Here is a 20,132-nt window from a genome sequence, read left to right as displayed (position 1 = left end):
GCATGACCGTGCGTATCGGCCTGTGGACGGCGTCCGACCGGGCCCGAGGGCCTAGGTCGAAGTGCCCTGCACGGTACGGGCCCCGGGACTAGGTCGAAGTGCCCTGCACGGTACGGGCCCCGGGACGAGGTGGCCGGCCCGGGCCCCGATCCACTCTGGTGGCACCGATACAGAGGGGATGGATGTCATGCCTGTCGCGATCATCACGGGGGCGTCGAAGGGGCTCGGGCGTGCGCTGGGTGCGGCGCTCGCGCAGCGTGGCTGGGATCTGGTGCTGGACGCGCGGACGCCGGACGTACTGGCGGGCACCGCAGGCGAGCTGAAGCGGTACGGGACACGCGTGGTGGCCCTGCCCGGGGACGTCACGGACGCCGGTCACCGCCTGGACCTGGTGTCCGCGGCCAGGGACCTCGGCTCGCTCGAGCTGCTGGTGAGCAACGCCAGCGCGCTGGGCGCCGAGCCGCTGGTGCGGCTCGCGGAGCTCCCGCTCGAAGGGCTGCGGGTGGCGCTGGAGACCAATGCGGTGGCCGCGCTCGGGCTCGTGCAGGAGGCGCTGCCGCTGCTGCGGGAGAGCGGTGCGGGCGCGGTGATCGCGGTCTCGTCGGACGCGGCGGCGGAGGCGTACGAGACGTGGGGCGGTTACGGGGCGTCGAAGGCGGCGCTCGACCACCTCGCGGCGGTCCTGGCGGTGGAGGAGCCGGACCTGCGGGTGTGGACGGTCGACCCGGGCGACATGCAGACGGATCTGTACGCGGCGGCCGTGCCGGACGACGACGAGCCGAGGCCATCGGCGGAGTCGGTGGTGCCGGGCTTCCTGCGGCTGCTGGACGAGCGGCCGGTGAGCGGGCGGTATGCCGCGCCTTCGCTGCTGGGGGCGCGATGAGGGCGCTGGAGACGCTGCGGGTGCCGGCGGAGTTGTCGGCGCGGGTGCCGGCGGAGCAGCGCGGGTGCGGGCGGGACGACGTACGGCTGATGGTGTCGCGCGGGACGGAGGTGTCGCATCACGCGTTCCGGGAACTGCCGGGGCTGCTGCGCGCCGGTGACGTGCTGGTCGTGAACACCTCGGCGACACTGCCCGCCGCCGTGAACGGCCGACTGCGCGCGGAGCGGCTGGTCGTCCACTTCTCCACGCGTGGGGACGAGGGCCTGTGGGCGGTGGAGCTGCGTTCGCCGGACGGGACGGGGAGCACGCTGCCGAGGGCGGGGGGCCCGGCGGGGGCGCAGATCCGGCTGCCCGGTGGCGGGCTGCTCGTACCGGAGGAGCCGCTGGTGAGGGGCGCGGACCGGCTGTGGTGGGCCCGGGCGTCGGTCGACGTGCCGGCGCTGATGAAGAGGTACGGCAGGCCCATCCGCTACCGCTACACGGAACGGGACCAGCCGCTGGCCGCGTATCAGACGGTGTTCGCGCTGCCCGCGCCCGACGGGGCCGGCTCGGCCGAGATGCCGAGTGCGGCCCGCCCCTTCACCGAGGCCCTGGTGGCGGGGCTGGTGCGCCGGGGGGTGCAGTTCGCTCCGATCACGCTGCACACGGGTGTGGCGTCGGCGGAGGCGCACGAACCGCCGTACCCGGAGCGCTTCGCCGTGCCCGCGACCACGGCGTGGCTGGTGAACGCGGCCCGTGCGCATCGTCTCGGGGCGCGAAGCGTCTCGTTCAGGGGTGGTGGCCGGGCGACGGGCGGGAGGATCGTCGCGGTCGGGACGACGGCGGTACGGGCCCTTGAGTCGGCCGCAGACCCCGACGGGGCCGTGCGGGCGGCATCCGGCTGGACCGACCTCGTCGTCACGCCCGGACGCGGGGTACGGGCCGTGGACGGTCTGCTGACCGGGCTGCACGAGCCGGAGGCCTCGCATCTGCTGATGCTGGAGGCGATCGCCGGCCGCGAGGCCCTGACGAGCGGTTATGCCGAGGCACTACGCCGTCTCTACCTCTGGCACGAGTTCGGCGACATCCACCTCATCCTCCCGGATGACAACCTTCACGCTTTGCAATGAGGAATCAACAGGTGGTGAGATGGCGCCGGGCCCGATGTGAGCCCGCACATAGGACCCACATCACTTACGAAGTGAACTAGTGGAGCCAAAAGGGACGAATAATCACCACGTGAACGGGTAGCAGGGCCACTTTTCGGGCGTCCGCACCGGACCCTGATCCACTATCCGGGGTAGTACGTCACACCTTTGCCACAGGATTTTGCTGCCGCTAAGAATTGCGTTCCGTCGCCGCCGAGAAGGCGCTGAGCCACCCGGCTGTAGCGACGCCCCGCTATTCGAAGAGGTACGTCTCGCATGTTCGCGTCCCGCACCCCCGGTTCCGCTCGTCTGTCCAAGACCCACAAGTTCACGATTGCCGGTGTGGCCGCCGTTGGCGCCTCCGCCCTCGCGTTCTCCCTCGTCCCGGGCAACGCCGTCGCCGAGACCGAGACGCAGGCCGTGTCCTCCGCGAATGTCGCCTGGTCCTCCAGCGTCGACACGGCGAAGGCCGCCGCCCTTCAGGCGAGCATCGCCAACCAGTCCGCCTTCCTCGACGCCAAGGCCCAGCAGGAGGCGAAGGTCAAGGCCGACGCCGCCGCCGCGATCAAGGCCAAGGCGGAGGCCCAGGCCGCCGCTGCCGCCAAGGCGAAGGCCGAGGCCGCCGCCAAGGCCAAGGCCGAGGCGCGCGCCGCGAAGCAGGCCGCCGCCAGCCGCGCCGCCGCCCGCAAGCCGGTCTACGCCAACAACCTGGACGGCTGGATCCGCGAGGCCCTGGACATCATGAAGAAGCACGAAATCCCGGGCAGCTACCACGGCATCCACAAGAACGTCATGCGCGAGTCGAGCGGTAACCCGCGCGCGATCAACAACTGGGACATCAACGCCATCAACGGTGTTCCGTCCAAGGGCCTGCTGCAGGTCATCAAGCCCACCTTCGACGCGTACCACATCCCCGGCACCGCCTGGGACCAGTACGACCCGGTCGCCAACATCGTCGCCGCCTGCAACTACGCGGCCGACCGCTACGGCACGATCGACAACGTCAACAGCGCCTACTGACGGACGCTGTGAAGGCGGTACGGCTGTACCGCTGCCGGACACACACGCCGAAGGGCGGCACCCCGCATGGGGTGCCGCCCTTCGGCGTCGTACGACCGCCGGTGCGGACGACCGCGGGTGCGGACGGCCGCGTCGCGCGTGTTGCGCGGTTACTTGCGCATGACCTCGGGCTCGTGACGGCGCAGGAAACGGGCCACGAAGAAGCCGCACAGCGCGCCGAGCGCCAGCAGGGCGGCCATGTCCAGGCCCCAGGCCCCGACCTCGTGGTCCCAGAGCGGGTCCGTGTTGGAAGGGTCGTCCTGGTTCGGGCTGATCTTGTTGAAGTCCAGCGTGGCACCGGCGGCGGCGACCGCCCAGCGGGACGGCATGAGGTACGAGAACTCGTTCACGCCGACGGTGCCGTTCAGGATGAACAGACAGCCGGTGAAGACGACCTGGACGATGGCGAACATCACCAGCAGCGGCATGGTCTTCTCGGCGGTCTTCACGAGTGCCGAGATGATCAGGCCGAACATCATCGAGGTGAATCCGAGCGCCATGATCGGAAGCGAGAGCTCCAGGAGCGTGGCGCTGCCGAGGACGAGGCCCTCCTCGGGGATCTCGCGGCTGGAGAAGCCGATGACGCCCACCAGCGCACCCTGGAACACCGTGATCATGCCGAGAACGATCACCTTGGACATCAGGTACGCGGAGCGGGACAGGCCCGTCGCGCGCTCGCGCTCGTAGATCACCCGTTCCTTGATCAGCTCACGGACGGAGTTGGCGGCGCCGGCGAAGCACGCGCCGACCGCGAGGATCAGCAGCACGGTCGTGGCCGTGCCGTTGGGGATGATCCTGCCGCTCTGCGGGTTCGCCCCGTTGGGCAGCAGGCCCTTGTCCGGATCGATGAGCAGGCTCACCGCGCCGAGCACGGCCGGCAGGATCACCATCAGCGCGAGGAAGCCCCGGTCGGAGGCGATCACCGAGACATAGCGCCGGACCAGCGTGCCGAGCTGGGAGAACCAGCCCTGTGGCTTGGGCGGCCTGATCGCCTGCGGCGGCGGCATGTGCACCGACTGCGGGGCGACGGCGTCGATGTCCGCGGCGTACATCTGGTAGTGCTGCGAGCCCTTCCAACGGCCCGCCCAGTCGTAGTCGCGGTAGTTCTCGAAGGCGGAGAAGACATCGGCCCAGGTTTCGTAGCCGAAGAAGTTCAGCGCCTCCTCCGGCGGGCCGAAGTAGGCCACCGAACCGCCGGGCGCCATCACGAGAAGCTTGTCGCACAGCGCGAGCTCCGCCACGGAGTGCGTGACGACGAGGACGGTGCGGCCGTCGTCCGCGAGACCGCGCAGCAGCTGCATGACGTCGCGGTCCATGCCCGGGTCGAGGCCGGAGGTCGGCTCGTCCAGGAAGATCAGGGAGGGCTTGGTCAGCAGCTCCAGGGCGACGGAGACACGCTTGCGCTGACCCCCGGAGAGGGAGGTGACCTTCTTGTCCTTGTGGATGTCCAGCTTGAGCTCGCGCAGCACCTCGTCGATGCGGGCCTCGCGCTCCTGGGTAGTGGTGTCGGCGGGGAAGCGCAGCTTGGCGGCGTACTTGAGCGCCTTCTTGACCGTCAGCTCCTTGTGCAGGATGTCGTCCTGCGGGACCAGACCGATGCGCTGGCGCAGCTCGGCGAACTGCTTGTACAGGTTCCGGTTGTCGTAGAGGACATCTCCCTGGTTGGCCGGGCGGTAGCCCGTGAGCGCCTTCAGCAGGGTCGACTTGCCGGAGCCGGACGGGCCGATGACCGCGACGAGCGACTTCTCCGGGACGCCGAAGGAGACGTCCTTGAGGATCTGCTTGCCGCCGTCGACCGTCACCGTGAGGTGGCGGGCGGAGAAGGAGACCTCGCCGGTGTCGACGAACTCCTCGAGCTGTCCGCCGACGATACGGAAGGTCGAGTGGCCGACGCCGACGATGTCGTTGGGGCCGAGGAGGGCCGTGCCGCCCTTGGCCATCGGCTGGCCGTTGACGTACGTGCCGTTGTGGGAACCGAGGTCGCGGATCTCGAAACGGCCGTCGGGCGTGGCGTGGAACTCGGCGTGGTGGCGGGAGACCTGCAGGTCGGAGACCACGAGCTCGTTGTCGAGCGCGCGACCGATGCGCATGACGCGGCCGAGCGAGAACTGGTGGAAGGTGGTCGGGCTGCGGTCGCCGTAGACCGGCGGTGCGCCCGCGGCACCGCCCTGGCCCGGGGAGTGCTGCCCCGGGGAGTGCTGGTGCGGGATCTGCGCGGCCGGGGCCTGCTGCTGCCACTGCTGCTGCTGCGGGACCTGGGCCTGCGCCTGGCCGGGACCCTGGCCCTGCGGGGCCTGCTGCTGCCACTGCTGCGGCTGCTGGGCCTGCGCGCCCGCCGCGCCCTGCGCCTGCTGTGGGGCGGGCTTCTGGGCGCTGTACGCGTCGGCGGCGGCACCGGACAGACTGAGCCGCGGGCCGTCGGTGGCGTTGCCGAGGTGCACCGCCGAGCCGGGGCCGATCTCCATCTGGTGGATCCGCTGGCCCTGCACATAGGTGCCGTTGGTGCTGCCGTGGTCCTCGATGACCCAACTCCGGCCGCCCCAGCTGATGGTGGCGTGCCGCCACGAGACCCTGGCGTCCTCGATCACCAGGTCCCCCTGCGGATCGCGTCCCAGGGTGTACGACCTGGACGGATCGAGGGTCCAGGTCCTTCCGTTCAATTCCAGTACGAGTTCAGGCACTCCATGCCCCACTAGTCGTCCCCCGAGTTACCCCCGTCGCAGGGAGTCTAGGGATGGTGAACATCGTGAGGAACTATTTCAGGCCCGGTCCCGTAACCGAAAGTCGGCCCTCCTGAAGACGGTGTCCAGGCGTGGACGGGCGCGCCGTTGACGGCGGAGAAACGTGCCCGGAGAGTGGTAAGCGCCCATGAGTGCGCACGGATCAGGCACGAGGGGGACAAGTCCGTACGGATCGGGGGGTCCTGATGGCGGCGAGCGACAGCAGGGGCCCGGAACGTGCGGTGCCATGGGGTGATGTGGTGCTCGCCTCGATCGCCGCGGTGAGCTGGGCGACGGCCGGGATGGCCGGCACGGCGGCGCTCGGACTGCATCTGCTGGGCGCTGATGCGAGCGGCTCGCTGGGGCCGTTGACCGCGGCGGTGACCGTGCTCGCGGTCGGGGGATCCATCACGCCATCGGGCGATGTGTCCTTGTTCGGCCTGGAGGGAGCGGAGGCGTCGACGGCCGTCGACTTCACGCCACTCGGCGTTGCCCTGGTCGGGGCACTGCTGCTGTCCCACTTCTTCCTGAGGTCGCTGCGCGCGGCGGGCGCGTGGGTGTCGGGTACGGAACTGGCGGCGCGGGCCGGGGTGTTGGTGACGCTCTTCCTCGGGATCGTCGGCGGACTGGCCTGGGCGGGGCATGACGTCATCACGCTCGACGGCGGTGCGCTGCGGCTGGACGAACTGCCGGGCGGCGACGGGGGCGGAGACGCAGACGCGGACAGCGGGTTCGAGATCCCGGGACTCGGTGACGTCGGGGACATCGACGACATCGGCGACATCGGGGGGCTGTTGCCCGACCGGCTCGGGGATCTGGTGGACGCGCAGGCGTCGGTCGGATTCAGCGTCGACACCGCCGACTCGCTGGCGGGCGCGCTGTTCTGGGTGCTCGGTGTGCTGCTCGTCGCGCTGCTCGCCTCGCGCCGGACGCCGCTGCCGCCCGGTTGGGAGGCGGTGCACCGGTCGGTGCGGCCGGCGGTCTCGGCCCTGGTGACCGTCCTGCTGGTCGCCGTGGCGGCGGGGCTCGCGGCGGCGGCGTACGCGGCGATCGGCGATGAGCACCCGGCGAGGATCGGCGGAGCGGCCCTGCTCGGCGCGCCGAACGGCGCGTGGCTCGGTGTGGCCCTCGGGCTCTTCGTGCCGTGGGAGGGGAAAGCGACCGGCGAGCTGGCGAAGGTGCTGCCCGATCCGCTGGACGATCTGCTGCGGATCACGGCGGACGAGCCGGTGACGGTGGGGCGGCTGGCCGAGATCGACGGGCGGGTGTGGCTGCTGGCGGTGGCGTGCGTGTCGATGATGCTGTGCGCCGGCGTGCTGGTGGCGGCGCGGACGCCGCTGCGGGAGGGGGTGGGGGCCGCCGGGTTCGCGGGGCGGTGCGCGGTGGCGCTGGGGGTGGTGACGGCGGTGGCGCTGCCGGTGCTGGTGGTGCTGACCGATGTGTCGGCGGACGCGTCGCTCTCGGTGCTGGGGATCGACGCGTTCGGGGCGGGGATCGAGCTGCACGGGCATCCGGGGATGGCGGTGATGCTGGGAGCGATGTGGGGAGCGGGGGCGGGAGGGGTGGGGGCACTGCTGGCGTACGGGGTCGGGGCGGCGGGGCGGCGGGCGGCGCCGTTCGCGGTGGGCGGGCCGCGAGTGCCCGCTCCGCCCGAGGGGCCGTACCGGCCGTCGGTTCCCTACCGCCCGCCGAATCCGGACACGAACCCCTATCTGCGGCTGCCGCCCCTGCCGGGCCCGCAGGACCGGCCGCCGCCGGAAGGTCGGCCCGAAGGGCCGTCGAAGGGGCCGTCCGACGGGCCGCCGCCTCCCGGAGTGCCGCGTTCCTGGCGCTGAGGCCGCCGGGCGGTTGCCGTCGGGCGGTTGCTGTCGGGCGGTTGCCGTCGGGTGGGTTTGTGGGCGGTTTGTCGTCAGTCGTTCCGCCGTGCGGGCCGGTGCCGCATTCCCCGTGTCCGGTACGCGGGACGGAGCGGCGCATGGCACCGGGTGCCGGATACGGTGGAGGCACCATGAGCGCACCGCAGTCCCCAGAGACTTCCGACATCCCCACCCTCCTCGTCAAGATCTTCGGGAAGGACCGTCCCGGGATCACCGCCGGACTCTTCGACACTCTCGCCGCCTACTCCGTCGACGTGGTCGACATCGAGCAGGTCGTCACGCGAGGCCGCATCACCCTGTGTGCGCTCGTCACGGAGCCGTCCGTCGGGAGCGAGGGCGAACTGCGGGCCACCGTGCACAGCTGGGCCGAGTCGCTGAAGCTCCAGGCCGAGATCATCTCGGGCACGGGCGACAACCGGCCGCGCGGCAGTGGCCGTTCCCATGTCACCGTGCTCGGGCACCCGCTGACCGCGGAGTCCACCGCGGCCATAGCGGCGCGGATCACCGGGACCGGCGGCAACATCGACCGTATCTTCCGGCTGGCGAAGTACCCCGTGACCGCCGTCGAGTTCGCGGTGTCCGGCTGCGAGACCGAACCGCTGCGCACCGCGCTCGCCACCGAGGCGGCGGAGATCGGGGTGGACGTCGCCGTCGTGTCGGCGGGGCTGCACCGCAGGGCACAGCGGCTGGTGGTCATGGACGTGGACTCCACCGTGATCCAGGACGAGGTCATCGAGCTGTTCGCGGCGCACGCAGGCTGCGAGGACGAGGTCGCCGAGGTGACCGCAGCCGCGATGCGCGGGGAGCTGGACTTCGAGCAGTCGCTGCACGCGCGCGTGGCGCTGCTGGCGGGCCTCGACGCCTCGGTCGTGGAGAAGGTGCGTGCGGAGGTACGGCTCACGCCCGGCGCCCGCACCCTGATCCGTACGCTGAAGCGGCTCGGCTACCAAGTCGGCGTCGTCTCGGGCGGATTCACGCAGGTCACGGATGACCTCAAGGAGCGTCTCGGCCTGGACTTCGCCTCCGCCAACACGCTCGAGATCGCGGACGGCAAGCTGACCGGCCGGGTCATCGGCGAGATCGTGGACCGGGCGGGCAAGGCGCGGCTGCTGCGGCAGTTCGCCGCGGAGGCGGGGGTGCCGCTGTCCCAGACGGTCGCGATCGGTGACGGCGCCAACGATCTGGACATGCTCAACGCGGCCGGGCTCGGCGTCGCCTTCAACGCCAAGCCGGTGGTGCGGAAGGCCGCGGACACCGCGCTCAACGTGCCGTTCCTCGACGCCGTGCTGTATCTGCTCGGGATCACCCGTGAAGAGGTCGAGGCGGCCGACGTCCACAAAGGCTGAGCACGGGCGACGGGTCCCCGGGGGCGCATAGGCTGCCCGACCCTCCGCGGCGCCAACTCCCGGCCCCGGTACGCTTCCGGCCCCGGTACGCGATCCGCGTACCGGGGCCGTTCGTCTGCCGGTGCGCGGCGGTCAGTCGTGCGGGGCCCAGTAGTCGAGGAGCTTGCCGACGCCGTGCTCGACGGACTTCCAGGAGCCCTCGAAACCGATGACGGCGAACGCCGCGGTCGGGAAGCCGCCCCGGCTCATCCTGGCCAGGGCGTCGCCCTCGGCCTGACCGGCGAGGGCGTCGGCGAGGGCGTGCATTCCGGGGTTGTGGCCGACCAGGAGCAGGTCGGCGACATCGTCCGGCGTCTCGTTGATCAGCGCGAGCAGGTCACCGAGCGAGGCCTCGTAGAGCCGCTCCTCGTACACCGTCCGCGGGCGGTGCGGCAGCTCATGGACGGCCAGCTTCCATGTCTCGCGCGTCCTGACCGCGGTCGAGCAAAGGACCAGGTCGACGCCGATGCCGGTGTCGGCGAGCTTGCGTCCGGCGACGGCGGCTTCCAGGCGGCCTCGATCGGCGAGCGGCCGCTCATGGTCGGACACCTGGGGCCAGTCGGCCTTCGCGTGGCGGAGTAGGACGATCCTTCGGGCTTCGGGGGATCCGGGGGCTGTTCCCCCGGAAAGCTCAGCGGCGCTCATGGTCCCCAGCTTCGCATGAAATCAGCCATCGGGCGCAGGGTGTTGATACGCATCCCCGCCAAGGATGACGTCGTGCGTCCGGAGTCGTGTCGGGGTCACGTCACCGGCTGGTCAGGAGACGTCAGGGACTCCGGGCCGATGAGTGATCGGTCATGGGCCGGTCATGGATCGATCATGGACATGGGCTGGTCAGGGACCGGTCAGGGTCTGTATCCGGTCCAGGATGAGGCCGACCGAGGGGTCTCCGGTGACACCGGGGACGGCGTGCGCCTCGCCGGATGCGGTCATCAGGACCAGCAGCGCCGCGAAGGCGATCACCGGCAGCACGAGCGCCCACCACGGCAGCCGTATGTCCACACGGCCCGCGGCCGGGGCGTGGGAGCGGGTGTGCGTACGGGCCGACATGGCCGCCTCCGTGGAGTCTGAAGGTGCGCTGCCGAGCCGGGCTGCTCAGCTGCTTTCAAACCTACGGATCATGGGGCCGGTCTCCCATCCGGTGACCCACCCACTTCACCCTGACACTGGCCCCCTAGGGGATGGTGGTGCCAGCACCACCATCCGCCGCCCTCACGCCGGACGTCACGGCGCGGCGATCGAGGCGATCACGCCGATCACGACGGTGATGGCGATCATCGCGCCGAAGATGAGCAGGAGCTTCTTCTGGCCGTTCGGGGGGTTCGGGTCGAGCACAGGCATGCGGTCAGTCTCGCATCCCGGCTTCGTGCTCGATCGTCCGGTCCCTGCCCGCGAGGCTGCCGGCGACGATCTGCGGAACCATGAGCCCGGCCATCAGCGCCAGCGGCAGTCCCCAGCCGCCGCTGTGCTGGTAGAGCACGCCGACCAGGAGCGGGCCCGGGATGGAGATCAGATAGCCGGTGCTCTGGGCGAAGGCGGAGAGCCGTACGACGCCGGCGCCGGTCCGCGCGCGCATACCGATCATCGTCAGGGCGAGCGGGAACGCGCAGTTGGAGATGCCCAGCAGCAGGGCCCAGGCCCAGGCACCCGCGGCGGGCGCGAGGAAGAGGCCCGTGTAGCCCGTGAGTCCGCACAGGCCGAGGGCGGCGACGATCGGGCCCTGGGTCCTGAGCCGGGTGGCCAGCCGTGGGATGACGAAGGCGAGCGGTACGCCCATGACCATCGTGACGGCGAGCAGGACGCCCGCCGTGCCCGCCGAGACGCCGGCGTCGCGGAAGATCTGCGGCATCCAGCTCATGGTGATGTACGCACCGGTGGCCTGGAGGCCGAAGAAGCAGGCGAGGGCCCAGGCGGTGCGGCTGCGGGTGATGTGCAGGACGGGAGCGGCCGGGGCGGGAACGGCCTGGGCGGGAACGGCCTGGGCGGAAGTGGCCTGAACCGGAACGCCGGCCCGCTTCGGCTCGCGACCACGGCCTCGGTCCCGGTCCCGGTCGCGACCCCGGTCGCGGTCACGCACCAGCGGGATCCACGGCAGTACGGCGACGGCGGCGACCAGGGCCCACACCCCGAGGCCCGTGCGCCAACTGCCGCCCAGCGCCTCGGTCATGGGCACGGTGGCGGCCGCGGCGAGCGCGGTCCCGAGCGACAGGGCCATGGAGTAGAGCCCCGTGACAGTGCCGACGCGGTCCGGGAAGTAGCGCTTGACGATCACCGGCATCAGGACGTTGCTGACGGCGATGCCCATGAGCGCGAGCGCACTGGCGGCGAGGAAGCCGGGGGTGCCGCCGGCGAAGGGCCGTATCAGCAGTCCCGTGGTGATCGCCGCCATCCCGGCGCAGACGATCGCGGCGGGCCCGAAGCGGCGGGCGAGCCGTGGCGCGGTGAGCCCGAAGACGGCGAAGCAGAGCGGCGGTACGGAGGTGAGGATCCCGGCCACGCTGCCGCTCATGTGGAGCCCGCCCCGCACCTCCTCGAGCAGCGCGCCGAGGCTGGTGATGGCCGGGCGGAGATTGAGTGCGACGAGGACGAGTGCGACGAGGACGAGCCGGGTGAGCCAGACCGAGGGCTTGGCGGCGGGAGAATCGATACCGGTGCGAAGTGCTGTGGCGGCGGAACTCAGGGTCCTGGTCCGAGTGTGGGTCTGGGTCTGGGTCTCGTCCGCCATGGAGCCATCATAGAATCATAGGATGATTGGTTGTCCAATCCCGAACGAAGCTCGTCGACAAGGAGCACCATGGTGCTGTCCTCTCCCAGGCGTTCCGCGCTCTCGGACCAGGTGATCACCGAGCTGCGGAACCAGATCACCTCGGGCGAGTGGCCTGTGGGCTCACGTATTCCGACGGAGCCCGAGCTGGTCGAGCAGCTCGGCGTGGCCCGGAACACCGTCCGCGAGGCGGTCCGCGCCCTCGCGCACAACGGCCTCCTGGACATCCGCCAGGGCTCGGGCACGTACGTCGTGGCGACGAGCGAGCTGGCCGGGGTCATGCACAGGAGGTTCGCCGACGCCGATCCGCGTCATGTCGCCGAAGTGCGCTCCACGCTCGAGTCGTCGGCGGCGCGAATGGCCTCCGAGCGCCGCACCGAACGGGATCTGAAGCAACTGGACGCGCTGCTGGCGCGCCGCGAGGAGGCCTGGGAGACGGGCGACGCGGAGCTGTTCGTCACCGCCGACGCGAGCTTCCACCTGGCGGTGGTCGCCGCGTCCCACAACGAGGTCCTCACCGGGCTCTACGCGGATCTCGGGGATCTGCTGCGCGACTGGCTCCGCGACGACGTGGGCCACGAGCTGCGCCCGGAGAACCACATGGACCACGCGCGGCTCGTCGACGCGATCCGCGAGGGGGACGGGGACACCGCGGCGGCGGAGGCGGCGAGCTACCCCTTCATGTGCCTGCGCAACCCGGCGGAAGCGTAGGGCGACGGCCCCTCGACGCCGCGGGGCCCCGGTCACGGGACTGCGGGGAGCCGCTCACGGGGCCGCAGGACCACCCCGTTCACGGGACGCGTACGTGACTCACCCAGGCGGTGCGTATCTCCTTCCAGCAGCGCTCGGTGAGCGTGGCGTGGGCGGTGGGAGCGACGTCGACGGGGCGGCTGTCCGCATCGACGTCCCACCACCGCGCGCACTCGACGTGCAGCTGGACCCGGTCCGTGTCGAGATAGGAATTGCGGCAGTACGCCGTGGCGCGCGAACCCTCGACGACGACGTCGCAGTCGGCTCCGAAGGGCCGCGGGGTGGACTCCCCGGGCGACAGCGCGGCTGCGGCGGAACCCGGGAGCAGCAGGGTCGCCAGCACCCCGAGCGCGGGCATGGAACGCCAGGTCGTACGCACAGGCAGACCTCCTCGGCCGTACTGCGGCTGGACCGCTGCTGCACCACAAGGGAGGGATTGCCTCTCCAGCGTCACCCGTCCGCGGCCCGGGCGCCTGTTCCACTACTCCGAACGGGCGATGCCCCGGCCACGCCGCACACAGCGGGTGACCGGGGCATCACAGGCGTACGGGTGAATCCGTACTGACGGGTAACGGTGCGTTACGCGCCCATCATGTGTACGCCGCCGTCGACGTGGACGATCTCGCCCGTCGTCTTCGGGAACCAGTCCGAGAGCAGCGCGACGACACCGCGGCCGGTCGGCTCGGGGTCGGCCATGTCCCACTCCAGCGGGGAGCGGTGGTTCCAGACGTCCGCGAGCTCGCTGAAGCCCGGGATGGACTTGGCGGCCATCGAGCCGAGCGGGCCCGCCGAGATCAGGTTGCAGCGCACGTTCTGCTTGCCCAGGTCACGGGCGAGGTAGCGGGAGGTGGCCTCCAGCGCGGCCTTCGCCGGGCCCATCCAGTCGTACTGCGGCCAGGCGAACTGGGCGTCGAAGGTCAGGCCGACCACCGACGCGCCCTCGTGCGGGAAGAGCGGCAGACAGGCCATGGTCAGCGACTTCAGCGAGAACGCCGAGACGTGCATCGCGGTCGAGACGGACTCGAAGGGGGTGTTCAGGAAGTTGCCGCCGAGCGCGTCCTGCGGCGCGAAGCCGATGGAGTGCACGACGCCGTCCAGACTGCCGAGCTCCTCGCGGACCAGGTCGGCGAGGCGGCCGAGGTGCTCCTCGTTGGTGACGTCGAGCTCGATGACCTTGGCGGGCTTGGGGAGCTTCTTGGCGATCCGCTCGGTCAGGGTGGGCCGCGGCCAGGCCGTCAGGATGATCTCCGCACCCTGCTCCTGGGCCAGCTTCGCGGTGTGGAACGCGATGGAGGACTCCATCAGCACACCGGTGATCAGGATGCGCTTGCCGGCGAGGATTCCACTCATGTGATCAGTGACCCATGCCCAATCCGCCGTCAACCGGGATGACGGCTCCAGTGATGTACGAGGCGTCGTCGGAGGCGAGGAACTTCACCGCGGCGGCGATCTCCCCCGGCTGCGCGTAACGGCCGAGCGGCACCTGCGAGACGATGCCCGCACGCTGCTCGTCGCTGAGCACCTTGGTCATGTCGGTCTCGACGAAACCGGGTGCGACGACGTTGAAGGTGATGTTCCGTGAGCCGAGTTCGCGGGCCAGGGACCGGGCGAATCCGACGAGTCCGGCCTTGGAGGCGGCGTAGTTGGCCTGCCCCGCCGAGCCGAGTAGCCCGACGACCGAGGAGATCAGCACGACGCGGCCCTTCCTGGCGCGCAGCATGCCGCGGTTGGCGCGCTTCACGACGCGGAAGGTGCCGGTGAGGTTGGTGTCCAGGACGGAGACGAAGTCCTCCTCGGACATCCGCATCAGCAGCTGGTCCTTGGTGACACCGGCGTTGGCCACCAGCACCTCCACGGGACCGTGCTTCTCCTCGATCTCCTTGTAGGCCTGCTCCACCTGTTCCGCGTCGGTGATGTCGCAGCGGACCGGCAGGCAGCCGAGCTCGGTCAGCTCCTCCGGCGGCTCACCCGACCGGTACGTGATGGCGACCTTGTCGCCGGCGTCGGCGAAGGCGCGGGCGATGGCGAGGCCGATGCCCCGGTTTCCTCCGGTGACGAGAACCGAGCGGCTCAACGGATCACCCTTTCGATAGCGGTCTGGTACCTGAAACCTATCGGTACCGCCCCCTTGTGCAGGGGATCGACCCCTGACAGTGGCGTCACGGATGCACTGTCGGGTCTCTACAGCCGGAGCCTGATGCGCCCGCGTCCACGCCGACTGGCTCCCCGCCGGGCACGCATACGCCAATCCCAGCTGCAGGGACGCATCGGACATCCCGACCACATGTGATCCTCAAATCCAAAGGCCCGTTATCACACAGGATGCCGACCACGTGCACGGCGTGGCTCAGGCCGCTCCCGTCGAGCGTGCGGCGTCAATCGACTCCGCCAGCGTCGCGATATCTGCTGCCAGGGCCCGCCAAGGGCGAGCAAGATCGACGACATGCCTCCAAATCCGGAGCCGTCCTCCTGCCACCGGAACCTCCACCAATCCCGGCATGCCCGAGGCGTACACGAGATGGCCTTCGGTAAGACCGAGACGTACGCAGTACGCCGTCATCTGATACAGGTCGTCCCGCTGGGGTTTGGTCTTGAACTTGGCATCAAGAACGACAGCCTGGCGCAGTACTCCGTCATGTGGCGTCGGCAGGTAGTGCACGAGGTCAGGCTGCAGCACGTGTCTGCCCGCTGTGTCGAGGAAGAAGTTCCGGTCCTGCGGCTCGGGCCTGCCGCCGATGCGGTGGCGCAGTGCCTCGCCGACTGCTCGTGCCAGGTACGCCTCGAAGAGCCGCCACATGGTTACCAGCATCCCGTCCACGGCAATCTCCCGGCCGTCGCCGAGTTCGTACGAGGCCCCACGTAGCACGAGGTCCGCGAGGGCGAGAGCGTGCGCATAGCGGGCATTGCGCCGGTCGGGGGTCCAGGGGGGCGCGGGGGCCCCAGCGGGTAGGAGGCGGACTCCGTCCAGGCGGGCGGTGAGCCGCTGGAGGGCAGAGCGTGGGGCGGGGGCGAGGCCGGGGACACGCAGGAGGCGGCGGGTGGCGGCGAGGAGGAGGCGGTTCTCCGCTATGTCGGGAGTGTGGTCGTCGTAGGTGACTTCCAGCGGTACGGGGACGCCCGGTCTGCGGCGGAGCTGGTCGGCGTGACGGATGCGGCCGCGGACGACGGGGAGCGTGTCGTGCGCCTCCCGGTAGTCGTGCAGGACACCGTGGAGCAGGGCCCGGTCGGCGGCGGAGACGAAAGCGTGCGCGAGGGCGGGCAGGAGGTCGGGTCGCGGCTCGGCGGCGACGGGGCGCGGGTCGAACTGGACTCGATCCGGGGCGTACGCGATGAGGTGGAGGAGGCGGTCGACGGGCACCTTGGGGCTGATGGTCAGTTGGACCGTGCCGTCGCCCGAGCCGAGGCGTACGGAGCCCACCCGATCCTTGGCCCTCAGGCGCCAGCGAGTGGTGGTCTCCGGGTGCATTCGGAGGAGACCTTCGTGGTCGGCAAGCGTCGCGGCCTGCGCCGGGGTGAGGTCCCAGCTGGTCCAGACACCGCCCTCCGCGAGCCCGATACGCAGGGCGGTGTCGCGGCAGTGGCGGGGCTGGGTGTGCCGGGCGGTCACTGGCTCGCAGGGTTGGCGATGCCGTCCGCGTCACCGGCGGCGTCCTCGGCCGCAGGCGGCGGGATGTTCAGCCGCTCGCGAAGGACGGGGAGCCCGTAGACCGCCTCCACGTCGATGCCGTCGCCCCAGTGGTGCTCGGTGAGGAGCGGGATGATCTGTGTCCTCCAGAGGCGTTCGAGTGCCCCCTCGCCTGCGTGGGCCAGGTCCTGCATGAAGTAGGAGGGGCCGACGCGGAAGGAGCGGTCGCCGGGGCTGCTCTCTGCGAGGAGCCGGTTGATCTCGCCGAGCAGGCGGACGTACGAGTCGTCATAAGCGGTCGGGTCGCCGCCCTGCTCCTCCGTGCGCCTGGCCAGCCAGGAGGCCAGCACTCCCTGGACGGGTGATGCCTCCGGGTGCAGCTCCATGAAGGAGAAGCGGCGGCGCATGGCGGCGTCCATGTACGCCACTGAGCGGTCGACGGTGTTCATGGTGCCGACGAGGTAGAGGTTGGGCGGCAGGCGGAAGCCGCGGCCGTCGTCGGAGCCGTAGAGGAGGTGGACGCGCTCGGTGCGGTACTCCAGCAGGAAGTACAGCTCGCCGAAGATCTTGGCCAGATGGCCTCGGTTGATCTCGTCGATGACCAGGACGAAGACCTCGGCAGGACGTCGCTCCGCCTCGTCGGCGAGCTTGCGCAGGGGGCCCGGGACGAGGTCGTATCCGAGTTGGCCGTCCGTGTCGCCGTCCTTCCTCCGGCCCAGGCGGGGGCGGATGCCCTCGAAGAAGTCCTCATAGGCATAGGCGGGGTGGAACTGCACGAGGCGTACGTTCGTGGCGCTGGAGGCGCCGGCCAGGTGGCGGGCGAGGGCGAGCGCGGTGTACGTCTTGCCGGTGCCGGGCGGCCCGTGGAAGATCAGCTGCGGGGTGGAGCGCAGGAGTTCGACGCAGTCCTGGAGCCATGTCGTGTCGGGCATGTGGAGCGCGGCGGCCAGTTCGGCGGTGGCGTCGGGCAGGACGGCCGGGCCGGTGGGCAGCGAAGCGGTGCGCGGCATGTCCCCGATCAGGGCGAGGACGGTCTCGGCGTACTCGGTGGCTTCCAGGACCTGGGAGTCCGCGTCCTGGACCACGCCGGAGAGCCCGGAGGGCAGGTCCTTGAGGAAGTCCAGGGGCTTGTGCAGGTTGCGCCAGTCGACACGGCGCTCCAAGCGCTCCGCGGTGTGGGTGTCCGAGCCGCGGACCACTCCGACGTATGTCTCGAAGCCGTCGGTGGACAGCACGATGTCGCCCTTCCGCATCCGGTTGAGGAAGGCGTCGAGCTCCCGGGCGACGGCCTCCCTGCGGGCGGGGCCGGCGGTGGGGAGAGCCGTCTCGACGGCCCTGCGGATGCTGCCAGGGTCACGGGCCGCCAGGGTCGCGGGCGGGAACCCCGCATCGAGTGTGACCATCGAGTCGTCGCGCCACGGTCCACGGATGAGGGGGACACCGGTGGTGGCGTCAACACCCCGGATGATCCAGAGCTGGCGGGGCGTCTCCTCGTCGGCCACCGCCTCTTCGAGCTGTTGCTTGGCCGCCACCAGCGCCTCCCACACCGGCATCCGCCGGTCGGGCAGGGCGCGGACGGTGTCGAGGCTGCTGTGGCCTTCGTCAAAAAGGCCTTCCTCGCTGAGCAGCGTGCGCCACTGTTCGCGCTCGAATGGCCACATCGGCAGCCCTGCCCCCGCCTGGCCGTCCTCCCCGAGCGCCAGATACCAGCCCGGTGAGCGTGTGCCGCGCAGCACCGGCCCGAGCACGTCGGAATCCACGCCGAACTCGGCGGCCAACTCCTCCAGGACCACCCAGTGCCCGCTGTCAGGAAGCTGCTCCAGCGCGGTGACCGCGACGGACACGAACTGCTGTTGCCGCTCCCACCGCCGGTAGCGCCGTCCCGCCTCCCCGTAGAAGTCGACCGGGTCCGGCCAGCGGTCGAGTGCGTCGAGGCCGAGACCGGTCAACTGCCAGCGGCGGTTGCCTCGGTACAGCCATCCGGCTCTGACGAGGTTGCTCGCGGACCGGTTGACGTAGTCCTTGAAAGGGGTGTTGTTCTCCTGCGGGGACTCGCGCACCGCGCTCGCCCAGTCCGCTTCCAGCCGCGGGCTCAAGGCGTGGACCCTGTCCCACAGCTCCCTGAAGACCATGCCGTCCTGCGGGGCGTCCCGGCGGAGGACGGTGGCGGCCTTGTGCAGGGTCTGGGCAACGACGGTGCTGATGGTAGGCACGGCATCCAATCTTCCGTCGACTCCGGCAGACGGATAAGCCTACTTGGCGCTACTGACACTGGCTGAAATCGCACTCCGCCCACACGGTCTTGCCCGGTCCCGTTCGGTCGGCCACGCCCCAGCGTGCGGCGACGGCCTCCACGAGGAGCAGGCCCCTGCCGCCGTCGGCGTCGGCAGGGCCACGGGCCGCCGGGTTCGGGAGCCCTGGGCGCCCCGGATGGGTGTCGGACACCTCGACACGGACGAGGCCGCCCGTCCGGTCGTACGCGAGTCGCAGCTCGAAGTCGCGCCCGGGGACACGGCCGTGGAGGACCGCGTTGGCGGCGAGTTCGGCCACGACGAGGGCGACGGTGTCGGAGGCGGGGCTGCCGTACGGCACCTGCCAGAGGTCGAGACGGTGCATGGCGAGCCGGCGGGCGAGGCGGGCCCCGCGGCATGTGGCGGAGAACCGCTGGACGAACACACTTACGGTAACGGCCTCTTGGGCCCCTGATGCTGGCATGCGCCCCAGCGTTCCGGGCCCTCCTGTCAGCCCAACAGGCACGACACCCATACAGGCGCCGCTGTACCAGTGCACACTCTGGACTGGGTGGGTAACTCCCCGTGACCCTGAACGGGTTGGGCGGGGTTGGTGAGGCGTGGAAACGTGAGCACGGGAGGCGCGGCGGCGATGAGGGCGGACCACGGCGGAGGCGGCGGCACGAACGGCAGTGAAGCGGAACTCTCGGACAGTCTCAAGACCTTCGGTGTGGTCCTGAAGGCGCTGCGGGAGGAGTCACGTCTGACGCAGGAGGAGTTCGCGGTGCGGGTGCGATACTCGGCCGCGTACGTCGCCAAGATCGAGCAGGGCAAGCGGTTCCCACCGGCGGATCTGCCCGCGCGGGCGGAGGAGGTACTGGGGCCGGTCGCGCTCAAGGTCCTCACGGCGGCGGCGAAGAGCCTGACGAGGAGGGCGGGGCTGGCGTCGTGGTTCCGGCAGTGGGCGGGGATCGAGGAGGAGGCGATCTCCTTGTACGCGTACGAGTGCCGGGCGGTGCCGGGGTTGTTGCAGCCGGAGGGGTACGCGCGGGCGGTGTTTGAGCGCCAGCTTCCCCCGTTCACCCAGGAGCAGATCGACCACAAGGTGACGGCCCGACTCGAACGCCAGGCGCTGCTGACTGAGCGACCGAACACCGCTTTCACGTTCATCATCGAACAGGCCATCCTGGAACGCGGGGTCGGCGGCGCAGCGGTCACCAGGGCTGTCATCGACCACCTGCTTTGCGTGGGCGAGCAAACCAACGTCGAGATCCAGATCATGCCCCTGAGCCAGGAAGACCACTGCGGAGTGGATGGTCAGCTGTACATGGCGGAAACGCCGGGGCACCAGTGGTTCGGTTACATCGAGGGGCATCGGTCGAGCAGCCTGATCGCCGATCCCGGCGAGGTGAGCGTCCTCCATCAGCGCTATGGCAAGCTGCGTTCCCAAGCCCTGGATTGCCGGGCTACGGTGAACCTCTTGGAACGGATGCGAGGAGCCCTATGAGCACCACCCCTGAGCTGAACTGGTTCAAGAGCAGTTACAGCGGCGGAGACGGGGACAACTGCGTGGAAGTCGCCGTGCGCCTCGAAACAGTCCACATCCGCGACTCCAAGGACACGGGCATCCGTCCACTCGTCGTCACGCCGTCCGCATGGGCGGCGTTCGCAGTCGCCGCGGCGGGCACGTCTCTGGACGGCTGAGTTCGCG

19 protein-coding genes are annotated in these 20,132 nt (G+C 70.5%); 8 read left to right on the top strand and 11 right to left on the bottom strand.

Annotated features, from left to right (window positions below):
• The first annotated feature begins 187 nt into the window (after positions 1–187).
• The 3 genes from ACWCP0_RS06495 to ACWCP0_RS06485 all read left to right on the top strand — a co-directional run bounded on the left by ACWCP0_RS06495 (position 188) and on the right by ACWCP0_RS06485 (position 3,030).
• Positions 188–883 carry an SDR family NAD(P)-dependent oxidoreductase gene (locus ACWCP0_RS06495; RefSeq protein WP_451077729.1) on the top strand — a complete coding sequence of 232 codons (696 nt, stop codon included), beginning with the start codon at positions 188–190 and terminating at the stop codon, positions 881–883.
• Positions 880–1,992 (top strand): S-adenosylmethionine:tRNA ribosyltransferase-isomerase, encoded by a 1,113-nt coding sequence (locus ACWCP0_RS06490; protein WP_451077728.1) that lies wholly within the window; start codon positions 880–882, stop codon positions 1,990–1,992. Before ACWCP0_RS06495 ends, ACWCP0_RS06490 begins: the two co-directional genes overlap by 4 nt.
• Before the next feature lie 294 nt (positions 1,993–2,286).
• Positions 2,287–3,030 (top strand): transglycosylase SLT domain-containing protein, encoded by a 744-nt coding sequence (locus ACWCP0_RS06485; protein WP_451077727.1) that lies wholly within the window; start codon positions 2,287–2,289, stop codon positions 3,028–3,030.
• A 149-nt stretch (positions 3,031–3,179) separates the two neighbouring features.
• Here the strand turns inward: ACWCP0_RS06485 and ACWCP0_RS06480 are convergent, their stop codons facing one another.
• A complete protein-coding gene (locus ACWCP0_RS06480; RefSeq protein ID WP_451077726.1) occupies positions 3,180–5,750 on the bottom strand; it encodes an FHA domain-containing protein in 2,571 nt (856 codons plus the stop codon).
• A 281-nt stretch (positions 5,751–6,031) separates the two neighbouring features.
• Between ACWCP0_RS06480 and ACWCP0_RS06475 the strand changes: the two genes are divergently transcribed.
• Both ACWCP0_RS06475 and serB read left to right on the top strand, forming a co-directional pair.
• Positions 6,032–7,624, top strand: coding sequence for a streptophobe family protein (locus ACWCP0_RS06475; RefSeq protein ID WP_451077725.1), 1,593 nt, complete (start codon positions 6,032–6,034; stop codon positions 7,622–7,624).
• Between the two features lie 173 nt (positions 7,625–7,797).
• Positions 7,798–9,012: a phosphoserine phosphatase SerB gene (gene serB, locus ACWCP0_RS06470; RefSeq protein ID WP_451077724.1), complete on the top strand. Its 1,215-nt coding sequence runs from the start codon at positions 7,798–7,800 to the stop codon at positions 9,010–9,012.
• 132 nt (positions 9,013–9,144) lie between these two features.
• Here serB and ACWCP0_RS06465 read toward each other — a convergent pair whose 3' ends face one another.
• The 4 genes from ACWCP0_RS06465 to ACWCP0_RS06450 all read right to left on the bottom strand — a co-directional run bounded on the left by ACWCP0_RS06465 (position 9,145) and on the right by ACWCP0_RS06450 (position 11,776).
• Complete coding sequence (locus tag ACWCP0_RS06465) at positions 9,145–9,696, bottom strand: SixA phosphatase family protein (protein ID WP_451077723.1); 552 nt, start codon at positions 9,694–9,696, stop codon at positions 9,145–9,147.
• A gap of 189 nt (positions 9,697–9,885) precedes the next feature.
• Entirely contained in the window at positions 9,886–10,101 is a 216-nt protein-coding gene (locus ACWCP0_RS06460; RefSeq protein ID WP_451077722.1) for a hypothetical protein, read from the bottom strand.
• Between the two features lie 174 nt (positions 10,102–10,275).
• Positions 10,276–10,392 carry an SGM_5486 family transporter-associated protein gene (locus ACWCP0_RS06455; protein ID WP_451077721.1) on the bottom strand — a complete coding sequence of 39 codons (117 nt, stop codon included), beginning with the start codon at positions 10,390–10,392 and terminating at the stop codon, positions 10,276–10,278.
• A gap of 4 nt (positions 10,393–10,396) precedes the next feature.
• A complete protein-coding gene (locus ACWCP0_RS06450) occupies positions 10,397–11,776 on the bottom strand; it encodes a CynX/NimT family MFS transporter (RefSeq protein WP_451077720.1) in 1,380 nt (459 codons plus the stop codon).
• Between the two features lie 69 nt (positions 11,777–11,845).
• Between ACWCP0_RS06450 and ACWCP0_RS06445 the strand changes: the two genes are divergently transcribed.
• Entirely contained in the window at positions 11,846–12,526 is a 681-nt protein-coding gene (locus tag ACWCP0_RS06445) for a FadR/GntR family transcriptional regulator (protein ID WP_451077719.1), read from the top strand.
• A 79-nt stretch (positions 12,527–12,605) separates the two neighbouring features.
• Here the strand turns inward: ACWCP0_RS06445 and ACWCP0_RS06440 are convergent, their stop codons facing one another.
• From ACWCP0_RS06440 to ACWCP0_RS06415, 6 genes are all read right to left on the bottom strand, one after another.
• Complete coding sequence (locus tag ACWCP0_RS06440; protein WP_451077759.1) at positions 12,606–12,923, bottom strand: hypothetical protein; 318 nt, start codon at positions 12,921–12,923, stop codon at positions 12,606–12,608.
• Between the two features lie 221 nt (positions 12,924–13,144).
• Entirely contained in the window at positions 13,145–13,915 is a 771-nt protein-coding gene (gene fabI, locus ACWCP0_RS06435; protein ID WP_451077718.1) for an enoyl-ACP reductase FabI, read from the bottom strand.
• A 4-nt stretch (positions 13,916–13,919) separates the two neighbouring features.
• Positions 13,920–14,639 carry a 3-oxoacyl-[acyl-carrier-protein] reductase gene (gene fabG, locus ACWCP0_RS06430; protein WP_451077717.1) on the bottom strand — a complete coding sequence of 240 codons (720 nt, stop codon included), beginning with the start codon at positions 14,637–14,639 and terminating at the stop codon, positions 13,920–13,922.
• Between the two features lie 273 nt (positions 14,640–14,912).
• Positions 14,913–16,172 carry an McrC family protein gene (locus ACWCP0_RS06425; protein ID WP_451077716.1) on the bottom strand — a complete coding sequence of 420 codons (1,260 nt, stop codon included), beginning with the start codon at positions 16,170–16,172 and terminating at the stop codon, positions 14,913–14,915.
• Positions 16,169–18,403 (bottom strand): McrB family protein, encoded by a 2,235-nt coding sequence (locus ACWCP0_RS06420; RefSeq protein WP_451077715.1) that lies wholly within the window; start codon positions 18,401–18,403, stop codon positions 16,169–16,171. Before ACWCP0_RS06420 ends, ACWCP0_RS06425 begins: the two co-directional genes overlap by 4 nt.
• A gap of 49 nt (positions 18,404–18,452) precedes the next feature.
• Positions 18,453–18,905, bottom strand: a complete 453-nt coding sequence (locus tag ACWCP0_RS06415) for an ATP-binding protein (protein ID WP_451077714.1) — start codon at positions 18,903–18,905, stop codon at positions 18,453–18,455.
• Between the two features lie 168 nt (positions 18,906–19,073).
• On the opposite strand from ACWCP0_RS06415, the gene ACWCP0_RS06410 reads away from it, so the two are divergent.
• A complete protein-coding gene (locus ACWCP0_RS06410; RefSeq protein WP_451077758.1) occupies positions 19,074–19,928 on the top strand; it encodes a helix-turn-helix domain-containing protein in 855 nt (284 codons plus the stop codon).
• Positions 19,925–20,125 carry a DUF397 domain-containing protein gene (locus tag ACWCP0_RS06405; protein WP_451077713.1) on the top strand — a complete coding sequence of 67 codons (201 nt, stop codon included), beginning with the start codon at positions 19,925–19,927 and terminating at the stop codon, positions 20,123–20,125. The genes ACWCP0_RS06410 and ACWCP0_RS06405 overlap by 4 nt, the downstream gene beginning before the upstream one ends.
• Positions 20,126–20,132: the final 7 nt, after the last annotated feature.

The sequence above is a fragment of the Streptomyces sp. NPDC001970 genome (genome assembly GCF_053594115.1).
This window is presented reverse-complemented; position numbering and strand designations above follow the sequence as displayed.

Coding starts and splice junctions, on each gene's coding strand:
- ACWCP0_RS06450 (WP_451077720.1), bottom strand. CDS start 11,776: ATGGCGGACGAGACCCAGACCCAGACCCACACTCGGACCAGGACCCTG.
- ACWCP0_RS06495 (WP_451077729.1), top strand. CDS start 188: ATGCCTGTCGCGATCATCACGGGGGCGTCGAAGGGGCTCGGGCGTGCG.
- ACWCP0_RS06485 (WP_451077727.1), top strand. CDS start 2,287: ATGTTCGCGTCCCGCACCCCCGGTTCCGCTCGTCTGTCCAAGACCCAC.
- ACWCP0_RS06460 (WP_451077722.1), bottom strand. CDS start 10,101: ATGTCGGCCCGTACGCACACCCGCTCCCACGCCCCGGCCGCGGGCCGT.
- ACWCP0_RS06445 (WP_451077719.1), top strand. CDS start 11,846: ATGGTGCTGTCCTCTCCCAGGCGTTCCGCGCTCTCGGACCAGGTGATC.
- ACWCP0_RS06405 (WP_451077713.1), top strand. CDS start 19,925: ATGAGCACCACCCCTGAGCTGAACTGGTTCAAGAGCAGTTACAGCGGC.
- fabI (WP_451077718.1), bottom strand. CDS start 13,915: ATGAGTGGAATCCTCGCCGGCAAGCGCATCCTGATCACCGGTGTGCTG.
- ACWCP0_RS06440 (WP_451077759.1), bottom strand. CDS start 12,923: ATGCCCGCGCTCGGGGTGCTGGCGACCCTGCTGCTCCCGGGTTCCGCC.
- serB (WP_451077724.1), top strand. CDS start 7,798: ATGAGCGCACCGCAGTCCCCAGAGACTTCCGACATCCCCACCCTCCTC.
- ACWCP0_RS06455 (WP_451077721.1), bottom strand. CDS start 10,392: ATGCCTGTGCTCGACCCGAACCCCCCGAACGGCCAGAAGAAGCTCCTG.
- ACWCP0_RS06465 (WP_451077723.1), bottom strand. CDS start 9,696: ATGAGCGCCGCTGAGCTTTCCGGGGGAACAGCCCCCGGATCCCCCGAA.
- ACWCP0_RS06410 (WP_451077758.1), top strand. CDS start 19,074: ATGAGGGCGGACCACGGCGGAGGCGGCGGCACGAACGGCAGTGAAGCG.
- ACWCP0_RS06415 (WP_451077714.1), bottom strand. CDS start 18,905: ATGCCAGCATCAGGGGCCCAAGAGGCCGTTACCGTAAGTGTGTTCGTC.
- ACWCP0_RS06490 (WP_451077728.1), top strand. CDS start 880: ATGAGGGCGCTGGAGACGCTGCGGGTGCCGGCGGAGTTGTCGGCGCGG.